Here is a 21,309-nt window from a genome sequence, read left to right on the forward strand (position 1 = left end):
GAAAGGGAGGCGAAATCGTGGCTAAAAAGTCTATGATTGCGAAACAACAACGTACACCAAAGTTTAAAGTACAAGAGTACACACGCTGTGAACGCTGCGGACGTCCGCATTCAGTCATTCGTAAATTTAAACTTTGCCGTATTTGTTTCCGTGAGCTTGCATATAAAGGACAAATTCCTGGCGTGAAAAAAGCCAGCTGGTAATCCCCAAGAAAGGGAAGGAGGTAATTATATAATGGTTATGACAGATCCAATTGCAGATATGCTAACTCGTATTCGCAATGCAAACATGGTACGTCATGAGAAGCTTGAAATTCCTGCTTCTAAATTGAAAAGAGAAATTGCTGAAATTTTAAAGCGTGAAGGTTTCATTCGTGACGTTGAGTTCGTAGAAGACAGCAAACAAGGTATCATCCGCGTTTTCTTGAAATACGGACAAAACAACGAGCGCGTTATCACTGGTCTTAAAAGAATCAGCAAGCCTGGTTTGCGTGTTTATGCTAAATCTAATGAAGTACCTCGCGTACTTAACGGTCTTGGAATCGCGATTATTTCTACATCACAAGGTGTTTTAACGGACAAAGAAGCCCGTGCAAAACAAGCTGGTGGAGAAGTTCTAGCATACGTTTGGTAAGAAGTTTAACATGAATGGAGGTGTTTGGTATGTCTCGTGTAGGTAAGAAGCTACTTGAGATTCCTTCTGATGTTACAGTAACGTTAAATGATAACAACACTGTAGCTGTGAAAGGACCAAAAGGAGAATTAACTCGTACGTTTCACCCTGATATGGAGATTAAAGTAGAGGACAATGTGCTTACAGTCGCTCGTCCTTCTGATCAAAAAGAGCACCGTGCCCTGCATGGTACGACTCGCAGTCTGCTTGGCAACATGGTTGAAGGTGTATCTAAAGGATTTGAAAGAGGTTTGGAATTAGTCGGTGTCGGTTACCGTGCTTCTAAATCCGGAAATAAACTTGTTTTAAACGTTGGATACTCTCATCCTGTTGAGATCGTTCCTGAAGAAGGCATCGAAATCGAAGTTCCTTCTCAAACAAAAGTAGTTGTAAAAGGTACAGACAAAGAACGCGTAGGAGCTATTGCTGCTAACATCCGCGCTGTACGTTCTCCAGAGCCTTACAAAGGTAAAGGAATCCGCTACGAAGGTGAAGTTGTTCGCCGTAAAGAAGGTAAATCTGCTAAGTAAGATCGCTTAAAGTGAAGAAAGGAGTGACCTAGATGATTACGAAAACTAGCAAAAATGCTGCTCGTCTTAAAAGACACGCTCGTGTTCGCGCTAAACTTTCCGGTACTGCTGAAAGACCGCGCCTGAACGTTTTCCGTTCTAACAAGCACATTTACGCTCAAATCATCGATGATGTAAATGGTGTAACACTTGCTAGTGCATCTACTCTCGATAAAGACTTGAACGTTGAAAGCACTGGAGATACTTCTGCTGCTACTAAAGTTGGAGAATTAGTTGCAAAACGCGCTGCTGAAAAAGGCATTTCTGACGTAGTATTTGACCGTGGCGGATACTTATACCATGGACGTGTAAAAGCTTTGGCTGATGCCGCTCGTGAAGCTGGACTTAAATTTTAATAAAAGAAGGAGGGACACATGATTATGCGTCGTATTGACCCAAGCAAATTAGAGTTAGAAGAACGCTTAGTTACGGTTAACCGCGTAGCGAAAGTTGTTAAAGGTGGTCGTCGTTTCCGCTTCGCAGCTCTAGTCGTTGTCGGTGACAAAAACGGACACGTAGGATTCGGTACTGGTAAAGCACAAGAAGTACCAGAAGCGATCCGCAAAGCTGTTGAAGATGCGAAAAAGAATTTGATTGAAGTACCAATGGTTGGAACTACAATTCCACACGAAATCATCGGACGTTTCGGTGCAGGTAACATCTTGTTAAAACCTGCTTCTGAAGGTACTGGAGTTATCGCTGGAGGCCCTGTACGTGCGGTACTTGAGCTAGCTGGTGTAGCTGATATCCTTTCTAAGTCTTTAGGTTCTAACACACCGATCAACATGATTCGTGCAACACTTCAAGGTTTAAGTGAACTTAAACGTGCTGAAGACGTTGCGAAGCTTCGTGGAAAATCTGTAGAAGAACTGTTAGGATAAGGAGGGAACATTAATGGCTAAATTAGAAATTACCCTCAAACGAAGTGTAATCGGTCGCCCGGAAGACCAACGCGTTACTGTAAGAACACTTGGTTTAAAGAAAACTAACCAAACTGTTGTTCATGAAGACAACGCTGCGATCCGTGGTATGATTAATAAAGTATCTCATTTAGTTTCTGTTAAAGAACAATAAAAATATTTGATCGGATAAGGAGGTGTCCTAATGAAACTTCATGAATTAAAACCTTCAGAAGGTTCACGCAAAACGCGTAATCGCGTAGGTCGTGGTATTGGTTCTGGCAACGGTAAAACAGCTGGTAAAGGTCACAAAGGTCAAAACGCTCGTTCTGGCGGCGGTGTACGCCCTGGATTCGAGGGGGGACAAATGCCTTTATTCCAACGTCTTCCTAAACGCGGTTTCACTAACATCAACCGCAAGGAATACGCTGTAGTCAACCTAGACAAATTGAACGGTTTTGCAGAAGGAACGGAAGTCACTCCTGAACTTCTTCTAGAGACTGGTGTTATTAGCAAACTTAATGCAGGAGTAAAGATTCTTGGCAACGGTAAATTAGAGAAAAAATTAACTGTAAAAGCCAATAAATTCTCTGCTTCTGCGAAAGAAGCTGTTGAAGCTGCTGGCGGTACAGCTGAGGTGATCTAACTTGTTTAAAACAATCTCCAACTTTATGCGTGTGAGTGATATCAGGAATAAAATCATATTCACTTTACTCATGCTTATCGTCTTTCGCATAGGTGCGTTTATTCCTGTGCCTTATGTTAACGCTGAAGCGTTACAGGCGCAGTCTCAAATGGGTGTTTTTGATCTCCTTAATACATTTGGCGGCGGTGCGCTTTACCAATTTTCCATTTTCGCAATGGGAATTACTCCTTATATCACGGCTTCGATCATCATTCAGCTGCTTCAGATGGATGTTGTACCGAAGTTTACCGAGTGGTCTAAGCAAGGTGAAGTTGGCCGCCGTAAATTAGCTCAGTTCACAAGGTACTTTACGATTGTGCTTGGTTTCATCCAAGCGTTAGGTATGTCATATGGATTCAACAATCTGGCAAACGGTATGCTGATCGAAAAATCCGGTGTATCGACATATCTTATCATTGCTTTAGTGCTCACTGGCGGAACTGCCTTTTTAATGTGGCTTGGGGAACAAATTACTTCTCATGGAGTAGGCAACGGAATATCGATCATTATCTTCGCGGGGATTGTGTCTAGTATTCCAAAAACAATTGGGCAAATATATGAGACTCAATTTGTCGGTAGCAACGATCAGTTGTTTATTCATATTGTGAAAATCGCACTTCTTGTGATTGCGATTTTAGCAGTTATTGTTGGAGTTATTTTCATTCAGCAAGCCGTACGGAAAATTGCGATTCAATATGCTAAAGGCACAGGTCGTTCACCTGCTGGCGGAGGTCAGTCTACACACCTTCCATTGAAAGTGAATCCTGCAGGGGTTATTCCGGTAATCTTTGCGGTTGCGTTTTTGATAACGCCGCGGACGATCGCGTCATTCTTTGGAACAAACGATGTGACAAAGTGGATTCAAAACAACTTTGATAATACGCATCCGGTGGGTATGGCGATATATGTTGCGTTGATTATTGCCTTTACGTACTTTTATGCTTTTGTACAGGTAAACCCTGAACAAATGGCTGATAACCTTAAAAAACAGGGTGGCTATATCCCGGGGGTTCGTCCAGGGAAAATGACTCAAGATAGAATTACGAGCATTTTGTATCGACTTACGTTTGTGGGTTCTATATTCTTAGCCGTGATTTCCATTCTTCCTATCTTTTTCATTCAATTCGCTGGATTGCCTCAAAGTGCACAAATTGGCGGAACATCTTTGTTAATTGTTGTCGGGGTAGCCTTGGAGACAATGAAACAACTAGAAAGCCAGTTGGTGAAACGAAACTACCGTGGATTTATGAAAAACTAGAGGAAATGGATTTATCCATTCCCTCTTAATAAAGAGAGGACGGGGGAAATCCGAATGAACTTAGTCTTAATGGGGCTTCCTGGTGCCGGTAAAGGCACACAGGGCGAACGAATTGTTGAGGATTATGGGATTCCTCATATCTCAACAGGAGATATGTTCCGTGCTGCTATGAAAGAAGAAACACCACTCGGACTCGAAGCAAAATCTTATATTGATAAGGGAGAGCTCGTACCTGACGAAGTCACAATCGGAATTGTAAAAGAGAGACTTGGCAAAGATGATTGTGAAAGAGGTTTTCTTCTGGACGGATTTCCGCGAACAGTCGCTCAAGCCGAAGCTCTTGAAGAAATTCTTGAGGAATACGGCAAGCCGATTGATTATGTCATTAACATTGAAGTCGACAAAGACGCTCTTATGGAACGTCTGACTGGACGCAGAATTTGCAGTGTTTGCGGCACAACCTATCATTTAGTTTTTAATCCGCCGAAAACGCCGGGTATTTGTGATAAAGACGGAGGCGAACTCTATCAACGGGCAGATGATAATGAGGAAACCGTCTCTAAACGGCTTGAGGTAAACATGAAGCAAACTCAGCCTTTACTCGATTTCTATTCAGAGAAAGGTTATCTTGCAAACGTGAATGGCCAACAGGACATTCAAGACGTTTATGCAGATGTGAAGGATCTTCTTGGAGGATTAAAAAAATGATTATCTGTAAAACCCCACGTGAACTTGGTATCATGCGGGAAGCAGGGCGAATCGTGGCTTTAACTCATGAAGAGTTAAAAAGGCACATTAAACCAGGAATCTCGACAAAAGAATTGGATCAAATTGCCGAACGTTTTATTAAGAAGCAGGGTGCAATCCCATCTTTTAAGGGGTATAATGGGTTTCGCGGGAGCATTTGCGTATCAGTTAATGAAGAACTCGTTCACGGCATACCTGGCAGCAGGGTGCTGAAGGACGGTGACATCATCAGTATTGATATCGGTGCTAAATTAAATGGTTATCATGGTGACTCTGCATGGACATATCCGGTAGGAAACATCAGCGATGATGACAAAAAACTTCTGGAAGTGACAGAGGAGTCTTTATATAAAGGCTTGCAGGAAGCAAAACCAGGTGAACGTTTGTCGAATATTTCCCACGCAATACAAACGTATGTCGAAAATGAGCAGTTTTCAGTTGTTAGGGAGTATGTCGGACATGGTGTTGGTCAAGACTTGCATGAGGACCCGCAAATTCCTCATTACGGTCCGCCCAACAAAGGACCACGGCTTAAACCTGGCATGGTTCTCGCTATTGAACCTATGGTGAACGCTGGCAGCCGCTACGTGAAAACATTGGCTGATAACTGGACGGTTGTAACGGTAGATGGGAAAAAGTGTGCTCATTTTGAACATACGATTGCGATTACGGAAACGGGTTTTGATATACTGACGAGAGTCTAGATGATGAAAATAATTCCGAAGACAGATGTTTTTCAAGCTTGATAGGGCAGAAAGCTTGGGAGAACATTGGCAAGACCGAATTCATCTTGCTGCTTGTCGTTGGAATTTTAACCATCATCAATGTACTAACAGCAGACGGAGAAAAGCGTACATTTCATTCTCCTAAGAAAAAGAATATCAATCATTTAACCCTTTATGATTGCGTATCTCCGGAAGTTCAGAACAGTATAAACGAAACAGGGCGTGTGACAAACTTCTTTTGAAATTTGTCAGAAAGCAAGTTACTGATTTGAAGAAGGGAGAACACTTGAATGGCGAAAGACGATGTAATTGAAGTGGAAGGTACTATAGTCGAAACACTGCCAAACGCGATGTTCAAAGTTGAACTTGAAAATGGCCACACTGTTTTGGCTCATGTATCTGGTAAAATCCGCATGCACTTCATTCGCATTTTACCTGGAGACAAAGTTACGGTAGAATTATCTCCATATGACTTAACTCGTGGCAGGATTACGTACCGTTACAAATAAAGCACTCCGGAAACTGAAGGAGGTTGGAAACACATGAAAGTGAGACCATCAGTTAAACCAATCTGCGAAAAATGTAAAGTTATTCGCAGAAAAGGAAAAGTAATGGTGATCTGTGAAAATCCAAAGCATAAACAAAAACAAGGATAATTTATAAGGAGGTGCCCAGAGAATGGCTCGTATTGCTGGTGTAGATATCCCACGTGACAAACGTGTTGTTATTTCTTTAACATACATCTTCGGAATTGGCCGCACAACGGCTCAGCAAGTTTTAAAAGAAGCTGGAGTTTCAGAAGATACTCGTGTGCGCGATCTTACTGAAGAAGAACTTGGTAAAATCCGTGATATTATTGACAAACTGAAAGTAGAAGGTGACCTTCGCCGTGAAGTTTCTCTTAATATCAAACGTCTGATCGAAATCGGAAGCTACCGCGGAATCCGTCATCGCAGAGGATTACCTGTTCGCGGACAAAACTCTAAAAACAACGCGCGTACTCGTAAAGGTCCGCGTCGTACTGTAGCTAACAAGAAAAAATAAGTAAGGGAGGTTCTTAAACAATGGCTGCTGCTCGTAAATCTAACACGCGTAAACGTCGCGTGAAAAAGAATATTGAGTCTGGAATTGCTCATATTCGTTCAACTTTCAATAACACGATCGTGACGATCACTGACACTCATGGTAATGCTATTTCTTGGTCTAGTGCCGGAGCTTTAGGATTCAGAGGTTCTCGTAAATCTACTCCTTTTGCTGCGCAAATGGCTGCAGAAACAGCTGCTAAAGGTTCAATCGAACATGGTCTTAAAACTCTAGAGGTTACTGTTAAAGGACCTGGTTCAGGCCGTGAAGCTGCAATCCGTGCACTTCAAGCTGCTGGACTAGAAGTCACTGCTATCAGAGACGTAACTCCTGTTCCTCATAACGGATGCCGTCCACCAAAACGTCGCCGCGTGTAATTTGTTTGTATAGATTTTGTGTCCCTGTCAATAATGGGTTATGATACAGTTATTTATGAAACGAATGCACCGACTCGTTGCCTGAGCACATACGGGACTAAACAATGGGGAATTTCGGATGGAATCTCATATGATTCTATTCGAGGTTTCGACGTTTTGAAGGAGGGTTTTAAGTAATGATCGAGATTGAAAAACCAAAAATCGAAACGGTTGAAATCAGCGACGATGCCAAATTTGGTAAGTTTGTCGTAGAGCCACTTGAGCGTGGATATGGTACAACTCTGGGTAACTCCTTACGTCGTATCCTCTTATCCTCACTCCCTGGTGCCGCTGTAACATCAATCCAGATAGATGGTGTACTGCACGAATTCTCGACAATTGAAGGCGTTGTGGAAGATGTTACAACGATTATCTTACACATTAAAAAGCTTGCATTGAAAATCTACTCTGATGAAGAGAAGACGCTAGAAATTGATGTACAGGGTGAAGGAACTGTAACGGCAGCTGATATTACACACGATAGTGATGTAGAGATCTTAAATCCTGATCTTCATATCGCGACTCTTGGTGAGAATGCGAGTTTCCGAGTTCGCCTTACTGCTCAAAGAGGACGTGGGTATACGCCTGCTGACGCAAACAAGAGAGACGATCAGCCAATCGGCGTGATTCCGATCGATTCTATCTATACGCCAGTTTCTCGTGTATCTTATCAGGTAGAGAACACTCGTGTAGGCCAAGTTGCAAACTATGATAAACTTACACTTGATGTTTGGACTGATGGAAGCACTGGACCGAAAGAAGCAATTGCGCTTGGTTCAAAGATTTTAACTGAACACCTTAATATATTCGTTGGTTTAACTGACGAAGCTCAACATGCTGAAATCATGGTTGAAAAAGAAGAAGATCAAAAAGAGAAAGTTCTTGAAATGACGATTGAAGAATTGGATCTTTCTGTTCGTTCTTACAACTGCTTAAAGCGTGCGGGTATTAACACGGTTCAAGAGCTTGCGAACAAGACGGAAGAAGATATGATGAAAGTTCGAAATCTAGGACGCAAATCACTTGAAGAAGTGAAAGCGAAACTAGAAGAACTTGGACTCGGACTTCGCAAAGACGATTGACTAGTTTCCCTTGTGAACTAGGATTTTCGTGTGTTTTTTATTCAGAAACAGCATTCCAATAAAGGAGGGGACATCACATGTCATACAGAAAACTAGGACGTACGAGTGCACAGCGTAAAGCTATGCTTCGTGATCTTACAACTGATTTGATCATCAACGAAAGAATCGAAACAACTGAAACACGTGCGAAAGAACTTCGCTCTGTAGTTGAAAAAATGATCACGCTTGGCAAACGCGGTGATCTTCACGCTCGCCGTCAAGCTGCTGCATACATCCGCAACGAGGTTGCAAACGAAGAAAATAACCAAGATGCACTTCAAAAATTATTCTCTGACATTGCAACTCGTTACGAGGAGCGCCAAGGCGGATACACACGTATTATGAAGCTTGGTCCTCGCCGTGGTGACGGAGCACCAATGGCAATTATCGAATTGGTTTAATCACATATTTTTGTGTATCTAAAGAAGGGCGGGACAGTTTCTAACTGGATCTATGCCCTTTTTTTAGATACTGCAACTTTTAATAGAGAGAAAAGCAGAGCATTAGCTGAGAGGAGGCCGGTTTTCCATGAATCAAAATCAGTTGATATCGGTAGAGGATATCGTATTTCGATATCGGAAGGACGCAGAAAGACGAGCACTAGACGGCGTCTCCCTGCAGGTGTATGAGGGTGAATGGCTTGCAATCGTAGGTCATAACGGTTCAGGGAAATCAACACTGGCCCGGGCATTGAATGGTTTAATTCTTCCTGAATCAGGCGACATTGAGGTTGCCGGGATTCAATTGACAGAGGAATCTGTTTGGGAAGTGCGTAAGAAGATAGGTATGGTCTTTCAAAATCCGGATAACCAATTTGTCGGAACGACTGTTCGCGATGATGTGGCTTTTGGTTTAGAAAACAATGGTGTACCGCGGGAAGAAATGATTGAGAGAGTAGACTGGGCAGTAAAACAGGTGAATATGCAAGATTTTCTCGATCAAGAGCCGCACCATCTCTCCGGAGGCCAAAAGCAGAGAGTTGCGATTGCGGGGGTTATTGCCGCACGTCCTGATATTATTATCTTAGATGAAGCAACATCCATGCTTGATCCGATCGGGCGAGAAGAAGTGCTTGAAACGGTAAGACATTTAAAAGAGCAGGGCATGGCGACTGTCATATCCATTACACATGATCTGGATGAGGCAGCAAAAGCAGATAGGATCATTGTCATGAATGGCGGTAAAAAATATGCTGAAGGACCGCCTAAAGAGATTTTTAAATTGAATAAAGAACTTGTTCGAATCGGGCTTGATTTACCCTTCTCATTCCAGCTTAGCCAGCTTTTAAGAGAAAATGGACTGGCTTTGGAAGAAAACCATTTGACTCAGGAAGGGCTGGTGAAAGAGCTGTGGACATTACAATCAAAGATGTAGAGCATCGCTATCAAATGAAGACGCCGTTTGAGCGCCTAGCACTATATGATATCAATGCATCGATTAAAGAAGGAAGCTACGTAGCCGTTATCGGGCATACAGGCTCTGGCAAGTCCACTCTTCTTCAGCACCTAAATGGTCTCCTGAAGCCGACGAAGGGACAGATATCACTAGGCAGCACTGTCATTCAGGCAGGGAAAAAGAATAAAGATCTGAAAAAACTTCGTAAAAAAGTCGGAATCGTTTTCCAATTTCCTGAGCATCAATTATTCGAAGAAACAGTTCTTAAAGATATTTCATTCGGACCGATGAACTTTGGTGTTAAAAAAGAAGATGCTGAACAAAAAGCGAGAGAGATGCTGCAGCTTGTAGGTTTATCAGAAGAGCTTTTGGACAGGTCACCCTTTGAATTAAGCGGGGGACAAATGCGCAGAGTTGCAATTGCCGGCGTACTTGCAATGGACCCTGAAGTGCTTGTTTTGGATGAACCGACTGCAGGATTGGACCCAAGAGGGCGAAAAGAGATTATGGACATGTTTTATGAGCTTCATCAACGTGGGAACCTGACGACGATCCTTGTGACACACAGCATGGAGGATGCAGCTGCATACGCTGATGAAATGATTGTTATGCATAAAGGAACGATACAAGCATCAGGCAGTCCGCGTGATCTGTTTTTAAAGGGTGAAGAGATGGCCGGCTGGGGGCTGGATCTTCCTGAAACAATAAAATTCCAAAGACACCTTGAAGATGCACTGGGTGTGAGATTTAATGAGCCTATGCTCACAATCGAAGATGCCGCTGCTGAAATCCGTGCTCTTTTTCAGGGGGAGAAGACTTTATGATGGACAGCATGATTATCGGCAAGTATGTTCCGGGTACTTCACTTGTGCACCGGCTTGATCCCAGAACAAAACTGATCACGATCTTTTTATTTGTCTGCATTGTATTCTTAGCCAATAATGTTCAGACATATGCGTTGCTTGGTTTATTTACAGTTGGCGTCGTTTCTTTAACAAGAGTTCCTTTCTCTTTTTTAATGAAAGGGCTGAAGCCAATCATCTGGATTGTCCTTTTTACGTTCCTTCTTCACATCCTTATGACACATGAAGGACCGATTATCTTTCAAATAGGTTTTTTCAAAGTCTATGAGGGCGGTCTGGTTCAGGGGATATTCATTTCTCTTAGATTCGTCTATTTGATTTTAATCACAACCTTATTAACGCTTACGACCACACCGATTGAGATTACCGATGGAATGGAGCAGCTGCTGAACCCATTGAAAAAATTAAAGCTTCCTGTTCATGAGCTGGCTCTTATGATGTCAATTTCTTTACGGTTTATTCCGACACTGATGGAGGAGACAGATAAGATCATGAAGGCTCAGATGGCGCGAGGCGTTGATTTTACAAGCGGGCCTGTCAAAGATAGAGTGAAGGCTATTGTCCCGCTTCTTGTCCCGCTCTTCGTCAGCGCATTTAAACGCGCCGAAGAGCTTGCGGTGGCAATGGAAGCAAGAGGCTATCAAGGCGGAGAAGGACGTACGAAATATAGAAAGCTTGTATGGACAGGAAAAGACACTTCTGTCATTGTCAGCTTAATTGTATTAGCTGCTTTGTTATTTTTCTTAAGGGCTTAGAGGTGCTGTATGAGACTGAAATGCACGATTTCTTATGACGGACATTTGTTTAACGGTTATCAGGTTCAGCCGGGCAAAAGAACGGTTCAGGATGAACTGGAGAAGGCTTTGGCTGTCCTGCATAAGTCAAAAGACAGAATTCCGGTCGTTTCGTCTGGAAGAACAGACAGCGGGGTTCACGCAGCCGGACAGGTGATTCATTTTGACACTCCGCTGTCTATCCCGGCTGAGAGATGGCCATATGCCTTAAATGCACTGCTTCCGGACGATATCGCAGTCAAACAGGCAGAAATTACGGATGATGGGTTCCATGCACGATTTAGCGCAGTCAAAAAAGAATATCGCTACTTTGTATACACGGAGAAACACCCGGACGTATTTAAACGGCATTACGCTTACCATTTTTCATATCGCCTTAATGTGCAGGACATGAGAGAAGCGGCAAAGCATCTTATAGGGACACATGATTTTACGAGCTTTTGCGCGGCTAAAACAGAAGTGCAGGACAAGGTAAGAACGATTTACGAACTTGATTGGACTGAGACGGCTGACGGCCTGCAAATGCGGATCACAGGCAGCGGTTTCTTATATAATATGGTCAGAATTATTGCGGGTACTTTGCTTGATGCAGGTATTGGAAAAATTTCTCCCGATGAGGTGAAATCCATGCTGGAAGCGAAGGATCGCGAAGCGGCAGGGCGCACAGCGCCGGGGCACGGGCTATATTTATGGAACGTTTACTATGACAACTAAACCAGGTGTATAATATTTTCTTGACAGAGTCTGCATAAAGTTATAAGATATCATATGGTATGTATTTCAACCCCACGATAAGCCCCGGAACTTATTGTGTTGTGAAATAGAACGTAATCGAAGTTTATTGAAAATGACAGATCATTTAGGAGGGAAATTCAATGCGTACAACACCTATGGCTAACGCAAGTACTATTGAACGCAAGTGGTTAGTTGTTGATGCTGCTGGCAAGACTTTAGGTCGTCTTTCTTCAGAAGTTGCAGCTATCCTTCGCGGAAAACACAAACCAACTTACACACCACACGTTGATACTGGAGATCATGTGATCATCATCAACGCTGAAAAAATCGAGTTAACTGGTAAAAAGTTAACTGACAAAATCTACTACCGTCACACTCAACATCCAGGCGGATTAAAATCAAGAACTGCTCTTGAAATGCGTACAAACTACCCTGAGAAAATGCTTGAGCTTGCTATCAAAGGCATGCTTCCAAAAGGTTCTCTAGGTCGTCAAATGTTCAAAAAATTGAACGTATACCGTGGTTCTGAGCATCCACACGAAGCACAAAAACCTGAAGTTTACGAACTTCGCGGTTAATTAAAAAGGAGGTTACCAATTTGGCACAGGTTCAATATTACGGTACTGGCCGTCGTAAAAGCTCTGTAGCGCGTGTGCGTTTAGTTCCAGGAGAAGGCCGTATCGTCGTTAATAATCGTGAAATCAGCGAACATATCCCATCTGCAGCTTTAATCGAAGATATCAAACAACCATTAACTTTGACTGAAACAGCTGGCACTTATGACGTTTTAGTAAACGTACATGGAGGCGGCTTATCTGGTCAAGCTGGAGCAATCCGTCACGGTATCGCTCGTGCTTTGCTTGAAGCAGATCCAGAATACCGTACAACTCTTAAACGTGCAGGTCTTCTGACTCGTGACGCTCGTATGAAAGAACGTAAAAAATACGGTCTTAAAGGCGCTCGTCGTGCACCTCAGTTCTCAAAACGTTAATTTTACGTTTTCAAAAAGCTCTCGACCTTGGGTTGGGAGCTTTTTTCTTTCAATAAAACGTGGCAGCTCCGCATAAAAATAACAACTGAATGGACGCTTGACGGGGTTAAGCAAATTGTTTGTTTATAAACGGTCTCACTGTAATAATCATGATAGCTTTCATTTTTATTTAATTGGAAGTTCGGTCAATGTTTATTATCGTTATGTGATCAGCCCAGCTCCATCTAACCACTGTATCTCATCCGTTAAAGTTCACTGCTGATTCTTAACCCGGAGAAACAAGGGCTCTCATTGCTAATGGCACTATGTAACGAAGTAAGTGTAAATCTGATGATATAAATCACATATCTCCTTTGTGATTTTTTTGCGTTTTTATGAACTTTTTTCTAAATATGCAAAGGGAAAGCGATATCAATCTAGAAATATTTGTTATACTCTATACATTAAAGTAAGGAGAAGATTCATGAATGCGTTAGTAGCTCATAATAGCAAAGCCTGGGATAAAAAAGTAGAAACAGGCAATGAATGGACTGTTGCTGTTGAGCAGCAGGTTATCGAACAAGCAAAAAAAGGCAATTGGGATATAAGGGTAACACCAATGAAAGATGTACCGAAGGATTGGTTTCCGCCTGTCAAAGGTCTGAAAGTACTCTGTTTAGCATCAGGCGGCGGCCAGCAGGGTCCAGTTTTGGCAGCCGCAGGCGCGGATGTCACTGTATTAGATAACTCAGAAAAACAGCTGAATCAGGATAGAATGATTGCTCAGCGAGATGGTCTTACGATACACACTGTCAAAGGAAGCATGGACGATTTAAGTGTATTTAATGATGAATCATTTGATGTCATTGTACATCCTGTTGCCAATGTTTTTGTTGAGAATGTCCTCCCGGTATGGAAGGAAGCGCACCGTGTGTTGAAAAGGAACGGTGTTCTAATCTCGGGTTTTGTCAATCCTGTTGTATTTCTGTTTGATACAGAATTAGAACAGCAAGGTGTTTTAAAAGTAAAACACTCCATTCCATATGCTGACCCAGAAGATCTTCCGAAACATAAAGTGAAAAAACTGATCGAAAATAATGAGGCTCTGGAATTCGGCCATTCCTTAGAAGACCAAATCAAAGGCCAAATTGATGCCGGTTTTATCGTTACTGGTTTTTATGAAGATAAAGGCGGATTTGTATTAGACCAATATATCCATACATATTCTGCAACAAGAAGCGTGAAAGTATGAAAAGCAGCGACCTGTTAGAGGGGCTGCTTTTTTCATAACTAATTACAGAACATTTGTTCCTGACCCTGCAGAAAGCTGATTTTTTATCGATTTTACACCTTCATTTGGGCGAATTTCCAACCGAATTCGGGCATTGTTTCATCATCCAAACCTCAAAATAATCGGTAAAAGGAGAGTGAATTTATATGGCAGAAGTACTGTCTTTTATGGATGTGAAACGCCAAAAGGATTTTGAATTAGAAAAGAACTTGCTCAAAGAACTCTCTCTGAGACAAATTATTCAGTCTGTTAAGGATTGTTTGGAACCATTATTTCCATTTTTACATGATGAACGAGATATTATTACTGAAGGCTGTATTGATTTTGCTATAGAAGCCTATTTGTTAGGCGGGCGTTTTGGGATATTCGGCTATTACGGAGAATCCATGCAGAGTATCAGTGCCCGCTCTGCAAGAGAAGAAGAGGAGCTACGTATGGAGTTTTTTGATTATCTCTATAATTGGATACACGAGCAATACTCAACACTTGATAAAAACACGGTTTATGAAGCGGCACGCAAGTTCATTAAAGATTGGTGGACAGCAGGGTTTGTTCAAAGAGAAAAACAGTGTAAGCTTCGCATGCGATAATCATATTTCCCGGCCCTGTCCCATAGTTATGTAATAACGGACAAGCGGGAGGGGAAGGGATGAGGAAAAAGCTTAAATGGCTCGGTTTTTTGCTAGGCTTCATCGTATTACTATTTCTGTTCAAATATCAGTTCAGCAATAACGACTCTTGGAAGCCGTGGAGCCTGCCCTTGAGCGGTAAAATCATTTATCTAGATCCAGGTCATGGCGGGCCTGACGGCGGAGCAGTCGGCGGAAAGCTGTTAGAGAAGGACGTTACCCTGGAAGTGGCTTTTAGAGTCAGGGATTATCTTCAAGAACAAGGAGCGCTTGTTATCATGACCAGAGAAAGTGATACTGATCTCGCTCCAGAAGGAACAAAAGGCTATAGTCGACGAAAAGCTGAGGATCTAAGACAACGAGTCAAATTAATAAACCATTCAGAGGCCGAGCTCTATATCAGCATTCATCTTAATGCGATTCCGTCACAAAAATGGAGCGGAGCCCAAAGCTTTTATTACGGGAAATATGCGGAAAATGAGAAAGTCGCAAAATACATTCAGGATGAGCTGAGAAGAAATCTGGAAAACACAACCCGGAAAGCAAAGCGGATTCATGGTATCTACTTAATGCAAAACGTCACCAAACCGGGGGCGCTTATAGAAGTCGGATTTTTATCCAATCCAAGTGAAGCAACGTTGCTCGGTAAACCGAAATATCAAGACAAGGTGGCATCTTCCATATATAAAGGCATTTTGCGATATTTCACAGAAAAAGGAGACCCTCCGGAGTAATGGAGGGTTTTCTTGCGGTTCTAAGCATAAGACACCCGCCATTTATGTATGATATAATAATAATTGTAAACGAATACACAAAAGGGTGAGGTTCGATGATAAGAGAAGATGAAGTAAGAAAACTAGTCGGAGAAATGCGCGAACCTTTTCTTCAAAGACCTCTGGGAGAATTGGATGCCGTTAAGGAAATTAAAATAAAGCCTGAAAAACGGCATATCAGTGTAAAAGTCGCTCTTGCAAAAACAGGAACTGCAGAACAAATGCAGATTCAGCAAGAGATCGTAAACGTATTAAAAGGGGCAGGAGCTGAGACAGTCGGCCTTCGATTTGAAGAGCTGCCTGAAGAAACGGTTGCTAAATTCCGGGCGCCGTCAGCTGAGAAAAAAACATTATTAAATATGGATAACCCGCCAGTCTTTCTTGCCGTAGCAAGTGGAAAAGGCGGCGTAGGCAAGTCAACTGTGTCAGTAAACCTAGCTATTTCTCTGGCTCGTCTAGGGAAAAAGGTTGGTTTAATTGATGCGGATATTTATGGGTTCAGTGTGCCGGACATGATGGGTATCACTGTGCGTCCAACAATTGAAGGAGAGAAACTTCTTCCTGTTGAACGCTTTGGAGTAAAGGTCATGTCAATGGGCTTTTTCGTAGAAGAAAATGCCCCGGTCGTATGGAGAGGGCCAATGCTCGGCAAAATGCTGAATAACTTTTTCCACGAAGTAGAGTGGGGAGAAGTAGACTATATCGTTCTTGATCTTCCGCCTGGTACAGGGGACGTTGCTCTCGATGTACATACAATGCTTCCGAGCTGCAAAGAAATCATCGTATCTACGCCGCATCCGACAGCTGCTTTTGTCGCGGCCAGAGCGGGCTCTATGGCGATTAAAACCGATCATGAGGTCGTGGGGGTCATAGAGAACATGGCTTATTATGAAAGTGCAAAGACAGGGGAAAGAGAATATGTCTTTGGAAAAGGCGGAGGAGATAAACTGGCTGAGGAACTAAATGTGCCTTTGCTCGGCAGAATCCCATTGAAACAGCCAGATTGGGATAAGGACCAATTTGCTCCGTCTGTTTATGACGAAAATCATCCAATCGGAGAAATATATCAGGACATCGCAAAAAAAATAGATGCAAAAATGTCAGTGCAGGTATAAAAGGTGAACCGGGATTCCAGATCCCGGCTTTCCCTTTATTCACTTTCTTTTGCTGTGTCTTTTGCTGCTTTTTTCAGCTCATCTTCGAACTGCTTTTTGTAAAGCGGACTAGAAAGTGTTTCGTTAATAACCTCTTCTAAATAACTGCGGAATTCTTGGCTTTTTGCCAGCTGGCTGTACTTTTTATCCATGCCGGGATCCTGCATAACGCTCATCAGCATCTTCTGGTAATCTGGATCCTTCATCAGCTTTTTAATCACTTTTTCATGCTCTGTCTGAAGAGTTTTGGCAAAGCCCTCAGCAAAATCAGTGTCTTCAAAGATGTTTTTCCAAAATTCTTCACCTTTTTTAGACGTGAGTGTTTTTTCTATTGTTCCTTTAATTGCATCTTGGTCAATCACCAGCGCTTCATTCATGGCATCATCATTTAATAATTCCTTAATAGCTTTCTTTCCATCATCAGTTTTTAATATATCAACAACCATTTTTTTGGTCTGATCATAGTCCATATCCGCTGCTTGGTCTTTTGGAGCGCAAGCTGTTACAGATAATAACAAAAAACAGCTCATCAATAGCGTTTTGGCTTTTGACATGCTTAAGCTCCTTTCACATACTTGTCTTACCTTTAATATGATTCATCTGTTTGGAATTATACATAACAAAATATCGCTGTTCGCGATTTTTGAGGGGATGAATAAAGAAATGAAAAGCCGTGGTTTAGTTCGTTTTTTCTTTTCTATTTTAGCTGTCGGGGCGCTTATCACGAGTATTGTGGGTTTTGCTTTAAAGTGGGGAGAATATAGAGGGCTGTTTCTAACATTTGAAGCGGGACAGATTTTCTCTGTTTTATTTTGGTTTATCGGTGTAGGCATGATTTTCAGTGTGATCAGCCAAATGGGTTTTTTCGTGTTTTTAACAGTTCATCGGTTTGCGCTTGAGATATTAAGGTCCTCCTCTTTGTGGAATTTGCTGCAGTTGTTTTTCATCCTGTTTGTTGCTTTTGATTTAATGTACGTGCGTTTTTTATTTTTTGGAGAGAGCGGAGAATCGCTGGCTGGCTATGCGTGGTTACCGGTGTTTTTATTGATCTTTGGAGTGATTACAGCTTATATAAAGCAAAAGCAGTCCTCTAAGAAAACATTTGTGTCATCGTTGTTTTTGATGGTTGTGATTACCGCATTAGAATGGTTCCCTGCATTAAGAGTAAATGATGAGGACTGGCTTTATTTAATGCTTTTTCCGTTAATGGCATGTAATGCCTTCCAATTGCTGATGCTGCCGAAGTTTGCAGCAAAGTAATTACTTTACCTCTGCGGATTTGGCGTCAGAATTTGCGATGAGATCACCCACTGTTACATTTTTTAATCCTTTTTCTTTCAGCTGATGGATGATATCAGGCAATGCTTCTTCTGTTTGTTTTGCCGAATCGGAGGCATGTAAAAGAATAATGTCTCCACCGGAAACTTGCTTGGTCACATTGTCGATGATTTTTTCAACTCCGGGATTTGTCCAGTCTTGAGAGTTCACACTGTAATGAACGACTGTATAATTGTATTGCTTTGCGACCTTTAGAACATTCTTATTGAATTGGCCGGTAGGGGGTCTTAATAGCTGTATGTCTTTGACCCCTAACTTTTCAAAGGCTGTTTGCGCCCGGTTCATGTCCTTTTTTATTTCGCTGCTCTCTAAATTGGCATAGTTTTTATAAGCGTAACCCATGCTCCCAATTTGATGTCCATCCTTTACGATACGGGCCACTGTGTCGGGATGGCGTTCTGCCCAAGAAGCGGAAAGAAAAAACGTTGCATTTTTAATCCCGTTTGCTTTCAGAGTATTAAGTATCGGTTCTGCTCTCTCATCACCCCAGCTGATATCGAAAGTAAGTGAAATATCTTTAGAGTCTGTTTCTCCTTTATAAATGGCTTTAGGTCCGGTGTCAGTTGAAAACACGGGAAGCGGGACAGCTCTTTGGATATAAAAAAAGCTGGCAGCTGCAAATGCGGCGATAAGTATAATAATTAATTGTTTTACCCGTTTAATGTGCCACACATAGAAGTGATTCACTGATGATGCCTCCTTATCTTGTCCATCATTCTTGTTTTACATCTTATGAGCATGGACAATTGAATATAACCGATAAAATGTCTCTTCACATACAGCCTAAATTGGGTGTTGACCTTTTGATAATATCCGTGATATATTATTATTCGTCGCTGATAAACAGCTGACATCAACTAAAAGCTTCATTAAGTACTTTGAAAAAAGTTGTTGACTTAAAAGAAGCTAAATGTTATAGTAATAAAGCTGCTTCGTTAAGCGGCGGTAATGATCTTTGAAAACTAAACAAGACAAAACGTACCTGTTAATTCAGTTTTTAAAAATCGCACAGCGATGTGCGTAGTCAGTCAAACTACTTTATCGGAGAGTTTGATCCTGGCTCAGGACGAACGCTGGCGGCGTGCCTAATACATGCAAGTCGAGCGGACAGATGGGAGCTTGCTCCCTGATGTTAGCGGCGGACGGGTGAGTAACACGTGGGTAACCTGCCTGTAAGACTGGGATAACTCCGGGAAACCGGGGCTAATACCGGATGGTTGTTTGAACCGCATGGTTCAAACATAAAAGGTGGCTTCGGCTACCACTTACAGATGGACCCGCGGCGCATTAGCTAGTTGGTGAGGTAATGGCTCACCAAGGCAACGATGCGTAGCCGACCTGAGAGGGTGATCGGCCACACTGGGACTGAGACACGGCCCAGACTCCTACGGGAGGCAGCAGTAGGGAATCTTCCGCAATGGACGAAAGTCTGACGGAGCAACGCCGCGTGAGTGATGAAGGTTTTCGGATCGTAAAGCTCTGTTGTTAGGGAAGAACAAGTACCGTTCGAATAGGGCGGTACCTTGACGGTACCTAACCAGAAAGCCACGGCTAACTACGTGCCAGCAGCCGCGGTAATACGTAGGTGGCAAGCGTTGTCCGGAATTATTGGGCGTAAAGGGCTCGCAGGCGGTTTCTTAAGTCTGATGTGAAAGCCCCCGGCTCAACCGGGGAGGGTCATTGGAAACTGGGGAACTTGAGTGCAGAAGAGGAGAGTGGAATTCCACGTGTAGCGGTGAAATGCGTAGAGATGTGGAGGAACACCAGTGGCGAAGGCGACTCTCTGGTCTGTAACTGACGCTGAGGAGCGAAAGCGTGGGGAGCGAACAGGATTAGATACCCTGGTAGTCCACGCCGTAAACGATGAGTGCTAAGTGTTAGGGGGTTTCCGCCCCTTAGTGCTGCAGCTAACGCATTAAGCACTCCGCCTGGGGAGTACGGTCGCAAGACTGAAACTCAAAGGAATTGACGGGGGCCCGCACAAGCGGTGGAGCATGTGGTTTAATTCGAAGCAACGCGAAGAACCTTACCAGGTCTTGACATCCTCTGACAATCCTAGAGATAGGACGTCCCCTTCGGGGGCAGAGTGACAGGTGGTGCATGGTTGTCGTCAGCTCGTGTCGTGAGATGTTGGGTTAAGTCCCGCAACGAGCGCAACCCTTGATCTTAGTTGCCAGCATTCAGTTGGGCACTCTAAGGTGACTGCCGGTGACAAACCGGAGGAAGGTGGGGATGACGTCAAATCATCATGCCCCTTATGACCTGGGCTACACACGTGCTACAATGGACAGAACAAAGGGCAGCGAAACCGCGAGGTTAAGCCAATCCCACAAATCTGTTCTCAGTTCGGATCGCAGTCTGCAACTCGACTGCGTGAAGCTGGAATCGCTAGTAATCGCGGATCAGCATGCCGCGGTGAATACGTTCCCGGGCCTTGTACACACCGCCCGTCACACCACGAGAGTTTGTAACACCCGAAGTCGGTGAGGTAACCTTTTAGGAGCCAGCCGCCGAAGGTGGGACAGATGATTGGGGTGAAGTCGTAACAAGGTAGCCGTATCGGAAGGTGCGGCTGGATCACCTCCTTTCTAAGGATATTATACGGAATATAAGACCTTGGGTCTTATAAACAGAACGTTCCCTGTCTTGTTTAGTTTTGAAGGATCATTCCTTCGAAACGTGTTCTTTGAAAACTAGATAACAGTAGACATCACATTCAATTAGTAATACAAGATATCACATAGTGATTCTTTTTAACGGTTAAGTTAGAAAGGGCGCACGGTGGATGCCTTGGCACTAGGAGCCGATGAAGGACGGGACGAACACCGATATGCTTCGGGGAGCTGTAAGCAAGCTTTGATCCGGAGATTTCCGAATGGGGAAACCCACCACTCGTAATGGAGTGGTATCCATATCTGAATTCATAGGATATGAGAAGGCAGACCCGGGGAACTGAAACATCTAAGTACCCGGAGGAAGAGAAAGCAAATGCGATTCCCTGAGTAGCGGCGAGCGAAACGGGATTAGCCCAAACCAAGAGGCTTGCCTCTTGGGGTTGTAGGACACTCTGTACGGAGTTACAAAAGAACGAGGTAGATGAAGAGGTCTGGAAAGGCCCGCCATAGGAGGTAACAGCCCTGTAGTCAAAACTTCGTTCTCTCCTGAGTGGATCCTGAGTACGGCGGAACACGT

General features: G+C 43.1%; 29 protein-coding genes, 2 rRNA genes and 1 pseudogene (1 of these 32 cut by a window edge). 30 read left to right on the top strand and 2 right to left on the bottom strand.

Translation table 11 applies throughout. The annotated features are described in order from the left end of the window. The first annotated feature begins 17 nt into the window (after window positions 1-17). From rpsN to salA, 27 genes and pseudogenes are all read left to right on the top strand, one after another. The gene (rpsN, locus tag MHH79_RS00790) at window positions 18-203 is read left to right on the top strand and encodes a 30S ribosomal protein S14 (protein WP_003156488.1); all 186 of its coding nucleotides are present in this window, start codon (window positions 18-20) and stop codon (window positions 201-203) included. Window positions 204-234: 31 nt separating this feature from the next. Next, window positions 235-633: a 30S ribosomal protein S8 gene (rpsH, locus tag MHH79_RS00795; protein WP_003241998.1), complete on the top strand. Its 399-nt coding sequence runs from the start codon at window positions 235-237 to the stop codon at window positions 631-633. Window positions 634-662: 29 nt separating this feature from the next. Then, a complete protein-coding gene (rplF, locus tag MHH79_RS00800; protein WP_004399690.1) occupies window positions 663-1,202 on the top strand; it encodes a 50S ribosomal protein L6 in 540 nt (179 codons plus the stop codon). 32 nt (window positions 1,203-1,234) lie between these two features. Continuing rightward, complete coding sequence (rplR, locus tag MHH79_RS00805; protein WP_003225816.1) at window positions 1,235-1,597, top strand: 50S ribosomal protein L18; 363 nt, start codon at window positions 1,235-1,237, stop codon at window positions 1,595-1,597. A gap of 24 nt (window positions 1,598-1,621) precedes the next feature. Next, window positions 1,622-2,122, top strand: a complete 501-nt coding sequence (gene rpsE / locus MHH79_RS00810) for a 30S ribosomal protein S5 (protein WP_003328273.1) — start codon at window positions 1,622-1,624, stop codon at window positions 2,120-2,122. Window positions 2,123-2,135: 13 nt separating this feature from the next. Beyond that, complete coding sequence (gene rpmD / locus MHH79_RS00815; protein ID WP_003156497.1) at window positions 2,136-2,315, top strand: 50S ribosomal protein L30; 180 nt, start codon at window positions 2,136-2,138, stop codon at window positions 2,313-2,315. 30 nt (window positions 2,316-2,345) lie between these two features. Next, window positions 2,346-2,786: a 50S ribosomal protein L15 gene (gene rplO / locus MHH79_RS00820; protein WP_003225819.1), complete on the top strand. Its 441-nt coding sequence runs from the start codon at window positions 2,346-2,348 to the stop codon at window positions 2,784-2,786. A gap of 1 nt (window position 2,787) precedes the next feature. Beyond that, on the top strand, window positions 2,788-4,083 hold the full coding sequence (secY, locus tag MHH79_RS00825) for a preprotein translocase subunit SecY (protein WP_024571501.1): 1,296 nt from the start codon (window positions 2,788-2,790) through the stop codon (window positions 4,081-4,083). Between the two features lie 54 nt (window positions 4,084-4,137). After that, entirely contained in the window at window positions 4,138-4,791 is a 654-nt protein-coding gene (locus tag MHH79_RS00830) for an adenylate kinase (RefSeq protein ID WP_003241987.1), read from the top strand. Next, complete coding sequence (gene map, locus MHH79_RS00835) at window positions 4,788-5,534, top strand: type I methionyl aminopeptidase (RefSeq protein WP_015482707.1); 747 nt, start codon at window positions 4,788-4,790, stop codon at window positions 5,532-5,534. Before MHH79_RS00830 ends, map begins: the two co-directional genes overlap by 4 nt. 92 nt (window positions 5,535-5,626) lie before the next feature. Further along, a pseudogene (locus MHH79_RS00840) lies at window positions 5,627-5,868 on the top strand (RNA-binding protein); the annotation flags it as partial. Further along, window positions 5,846-6,064, top strand: a complete 219-nt coding sequence (gene infA, locus MHH79_RS00845) for a translation initiation factor IF-1 (protein ID WP_003156508.1) — start codon at window positions 5,846-5,848, stop codon at window positions 6,062-6,064. The pseudogene MHH79_RS00840 and the gene infA, both read left to right, overlap by 23 nt. 33 nt (window positions 6,065-6,097) lie before the next feature. Next, window positions 6,098-6,211, top strand: coding sequence for a 50S ribosomal protein L36 (rpmJ, locus tag MHH79_RS00850; protein WP_003156543.1), 114 nt, complete (start codon window positions 6,098-6,100; stop codon window positions 6,209-6,211). A 22-nt stretch (window positions 6,212-6,233) separates the two neighbouring features. Next, window positions 6,234-6,599: a 30S ribosomal protein S13 gene (rpsM, locus tag MHH79_RS00855; RefSeq protein ID WP_003235095.1), complete on the top strand. Its 366-nt coding sequence runs from the start codon at window positions 6,234-6,236 to the stop codon at window positions 6,597-6,599. 20 nt (window positions 6,600-6,619) lie between these two features. Then, the gene (gene rpsK, locus MHH79_RS00860; RefSeq protein ID WP_009966385.1) at window positions 6,620-7,015 is read left to right on the top strand and encodes a 30S ribosomal protein S11; all 396 of its coding nucleotides are present in this window, start codon (window positions 6,620-6,622) and stop codon (window positions 7,013-7,015) included. 176 nt (window positions 7,016-7,191) lie between these two features. Continuing rightward, window positions 7,192-8,136: a DNA-directed RNA polymerase subunit alpha gene (locus tag MHH79_RS00865; protein ID WP_003225835.1), complete on the top strand. Its 945-nt coding sequence runs from the start codon at window positions 7,192-7,194 to the stop codon at window positions 8,134-8,136. Window positions 8,137-8,213: 77 nt separating this feature from the next. Further along, complete coding sequence (gene rplQ / locus MHH79_RS00870; RefSeq protein WP_003225836.1) at window positions 8,214-8,576, top strand: 50S ribosomal protein L17; 363 nt, start codon at window positions 8,214-8,216, stop codon at window positions 8,574-8,576. Between the two features lie 127 nt (window positions 8,577-8,703). Continuing rightward, window positions 8,704-9,549, top strand: coding sequence for an energy-coupling factor ABC transporter ATP-binding protein (locus MHH79_RS00875; protein WP_046159978.1), 846 nt, complete (start codon window positions 8,704-8,706; stop codon window positions 9,547-9,549). After that, on the top strand, window positions 9,525-10,394 hold the full coding sequence (locus tag MHH79_RS00880) for an energy-coupling factor ABC transporter ATP-binding protein (RefSeq protein WP_100506878.1): 870 nt from the start codon (window positions 9,525-9,527) through the stop codon (window positions 10,392-10,394). Before MHH79_RS00875 ends, MHH79_RS00880 begins: the two co-directional genes overlap by 25 nt. Beyond that, window positions 10,391-11,188: an energy-coupling factor transporter transmembrane protein EcfT gene (locus MHH79_RS00885; RefSeq protein WP_043858298.1), complete on the top strand. Its 798-nt coding sequence runs from the start codon at window positions 10,391-10,393 to the stop codon at window positions 11,186-11,188. Before MHH79_RS00880 ends, MHH79_RS00885 begins: the two co-directional genes overlap by 4 nt. 9 nt (window positions 11,189-11,197) lie before the next feature. Continuing rightward, window positions 11,198-11,941, top strand: coding sequence for a tRNA pseudouridine(38-40) synthase TruA (gene truA, locus MHH79_RS00890; protein ID WP_100506877.1), 744 nt, complete (start codon window positions 11,198-11,200; stop codon window positions 11,939-11,941). Window positions 11,942-12,102: 161 nt separating this feature from the next. Further along, window positions 12,103-12,540, top strand: coding sequence for a 50S ribosomal protein L13 (rplM, locus tag MHH79_RS00895; RefSeq protein WP_003241966.1), 438 nt, complete (start codon window positions 12,103-12,105; stop codon window positions 12,538-12,540). Window positions 12,541-12,560: 20 nt separating this feature from the next. Continuing rightward, on the top strand, window positions 12,561-12,953 hold the full coding sequence (gene rpsI / locus MHH79_RS00900; protein ID WP_004399691.1) for a 30S ribosomal protein S9: 393 nt from the start codon (window positions 12,561-12,563) through the stop codon (window positions 12,951-12,953). Between the two features lie 463 nt (window positions 12,954-13,416). After that, window positions 13,417-14,184, top strand: coding sequence for a class I SAM-dependent methyltransferase (locus tag MHH79_RS00905; protein WP_047181983.1), 768 nt, complete (start codon window positions 13,417-13,419; stop codon window positions 14,182-14,184). A gap of 185 nt (window positions 14,185-14,369) precedes the next feature. Beyond that, window positions 14,370-14,813, top strand: a complete 444-nt coding sequence (locus MHH79_RS00910; protein WP_014475609.1) for a YbaK family protein — start codon at window positions 14,370-14,372, stop codon at window positions 14,811-14,813. 59 nt (window positions 14,814-14,872) lie between these two features. Then, window positions 14,873-15,586 (top strand): N-acetylmuramoyl-L-alanine amidase CwlD, encoded by a 714-nt coding sequence (gene cwlD / locus MHH79_RS00915; protein ID WP_015382599.1) that lies wholly within the window; start codon window positions 14,873-14,875, stop codon window positions 15,584-15,586. Between the two features lie 95 nt (window positions 15,587-15,681). Continuing rightward, complete coding sequence (gene salA / locus MHH79_RS00920; RefSeq protein ID WP_003235124.1) at window positions 15,682-16,740, top strand: iron-sulfur carrier protein/transcriptional regulator SalA; 1,059 nt, start codon at window positions 15,682-15,684, stop codon at window positions 16,738-16,740. A 35-nt stretch (window positions 16,741-16,775) separates the two neighbouring features. Here salA and gerD read toward each other — a convergent pair whose 3' ends face one another. Next, complete coding sequence (gene gerD, locus MHH79_RS00925; protein WP_003235126.1) at window positions 16,776-17,333, bottom strand: spore germination lipoprotein GerD; 558 nt, start codon at window positions 17,331-17,333, stop codon at window positions 16,776-16,778. Window positions 17,334-17,442: 109 nt separating this feature from the next. On the opposite strand from gerD, the gene kbaA reads away from it, so the two are divergent. After that, on the top strand, window positions 17,443-18,039 hold the full coding sequence (kbaA, locus tag MHH79_RS00930; protein WP_004399693.1) for a KinB-signaling pathway activation protein: 597 nt from the start codon (window positions 17,443-17,445) through the stop codon (window positions 18,037-18,039). Here kbaA and pdaB read toward each other — a convergent pair whose 3' ends face one another. Then, entirely contained in the window at window positions 18,040-18,804 is a 765-nt protein-coding gene (gene pdaB, locus MHH79_RS00935; protein WP_003235130.1) for a polysaccharide deacetylase family sporulation protein PdaB, read from the bottom strand. Between the two features lie 351 nt (window positions 18,805-19,155). Here pdaB and MHH79_RS00940 point away from each other — a divergent pair. Then, a 16S ribosomal RNA gene (locus tag MHH79_RS00940) occupies window positions 19,156-20,705 on the top strand. Window positions 20,706-20,875: 170 nt separating this feature from the next. Further along, window positions 20,876-21,309, top strand: a 23S ribosomal RNA gene (locus MHH79_RS00945) (it continues 2,494 nt past the right edge of the window). The 16S and 23S rRNA genes sit together here, the layout of an rRNA operon.

The organism is Bacillus sp. FSL K6-0993, from assembly GCF_037977205.1.
GTDB classification, from domain to species: Bacteria; Bacillota; Bacilli; order Bacillales; family Bacillaceae; genus Bacillus; species Bacillus subtilis.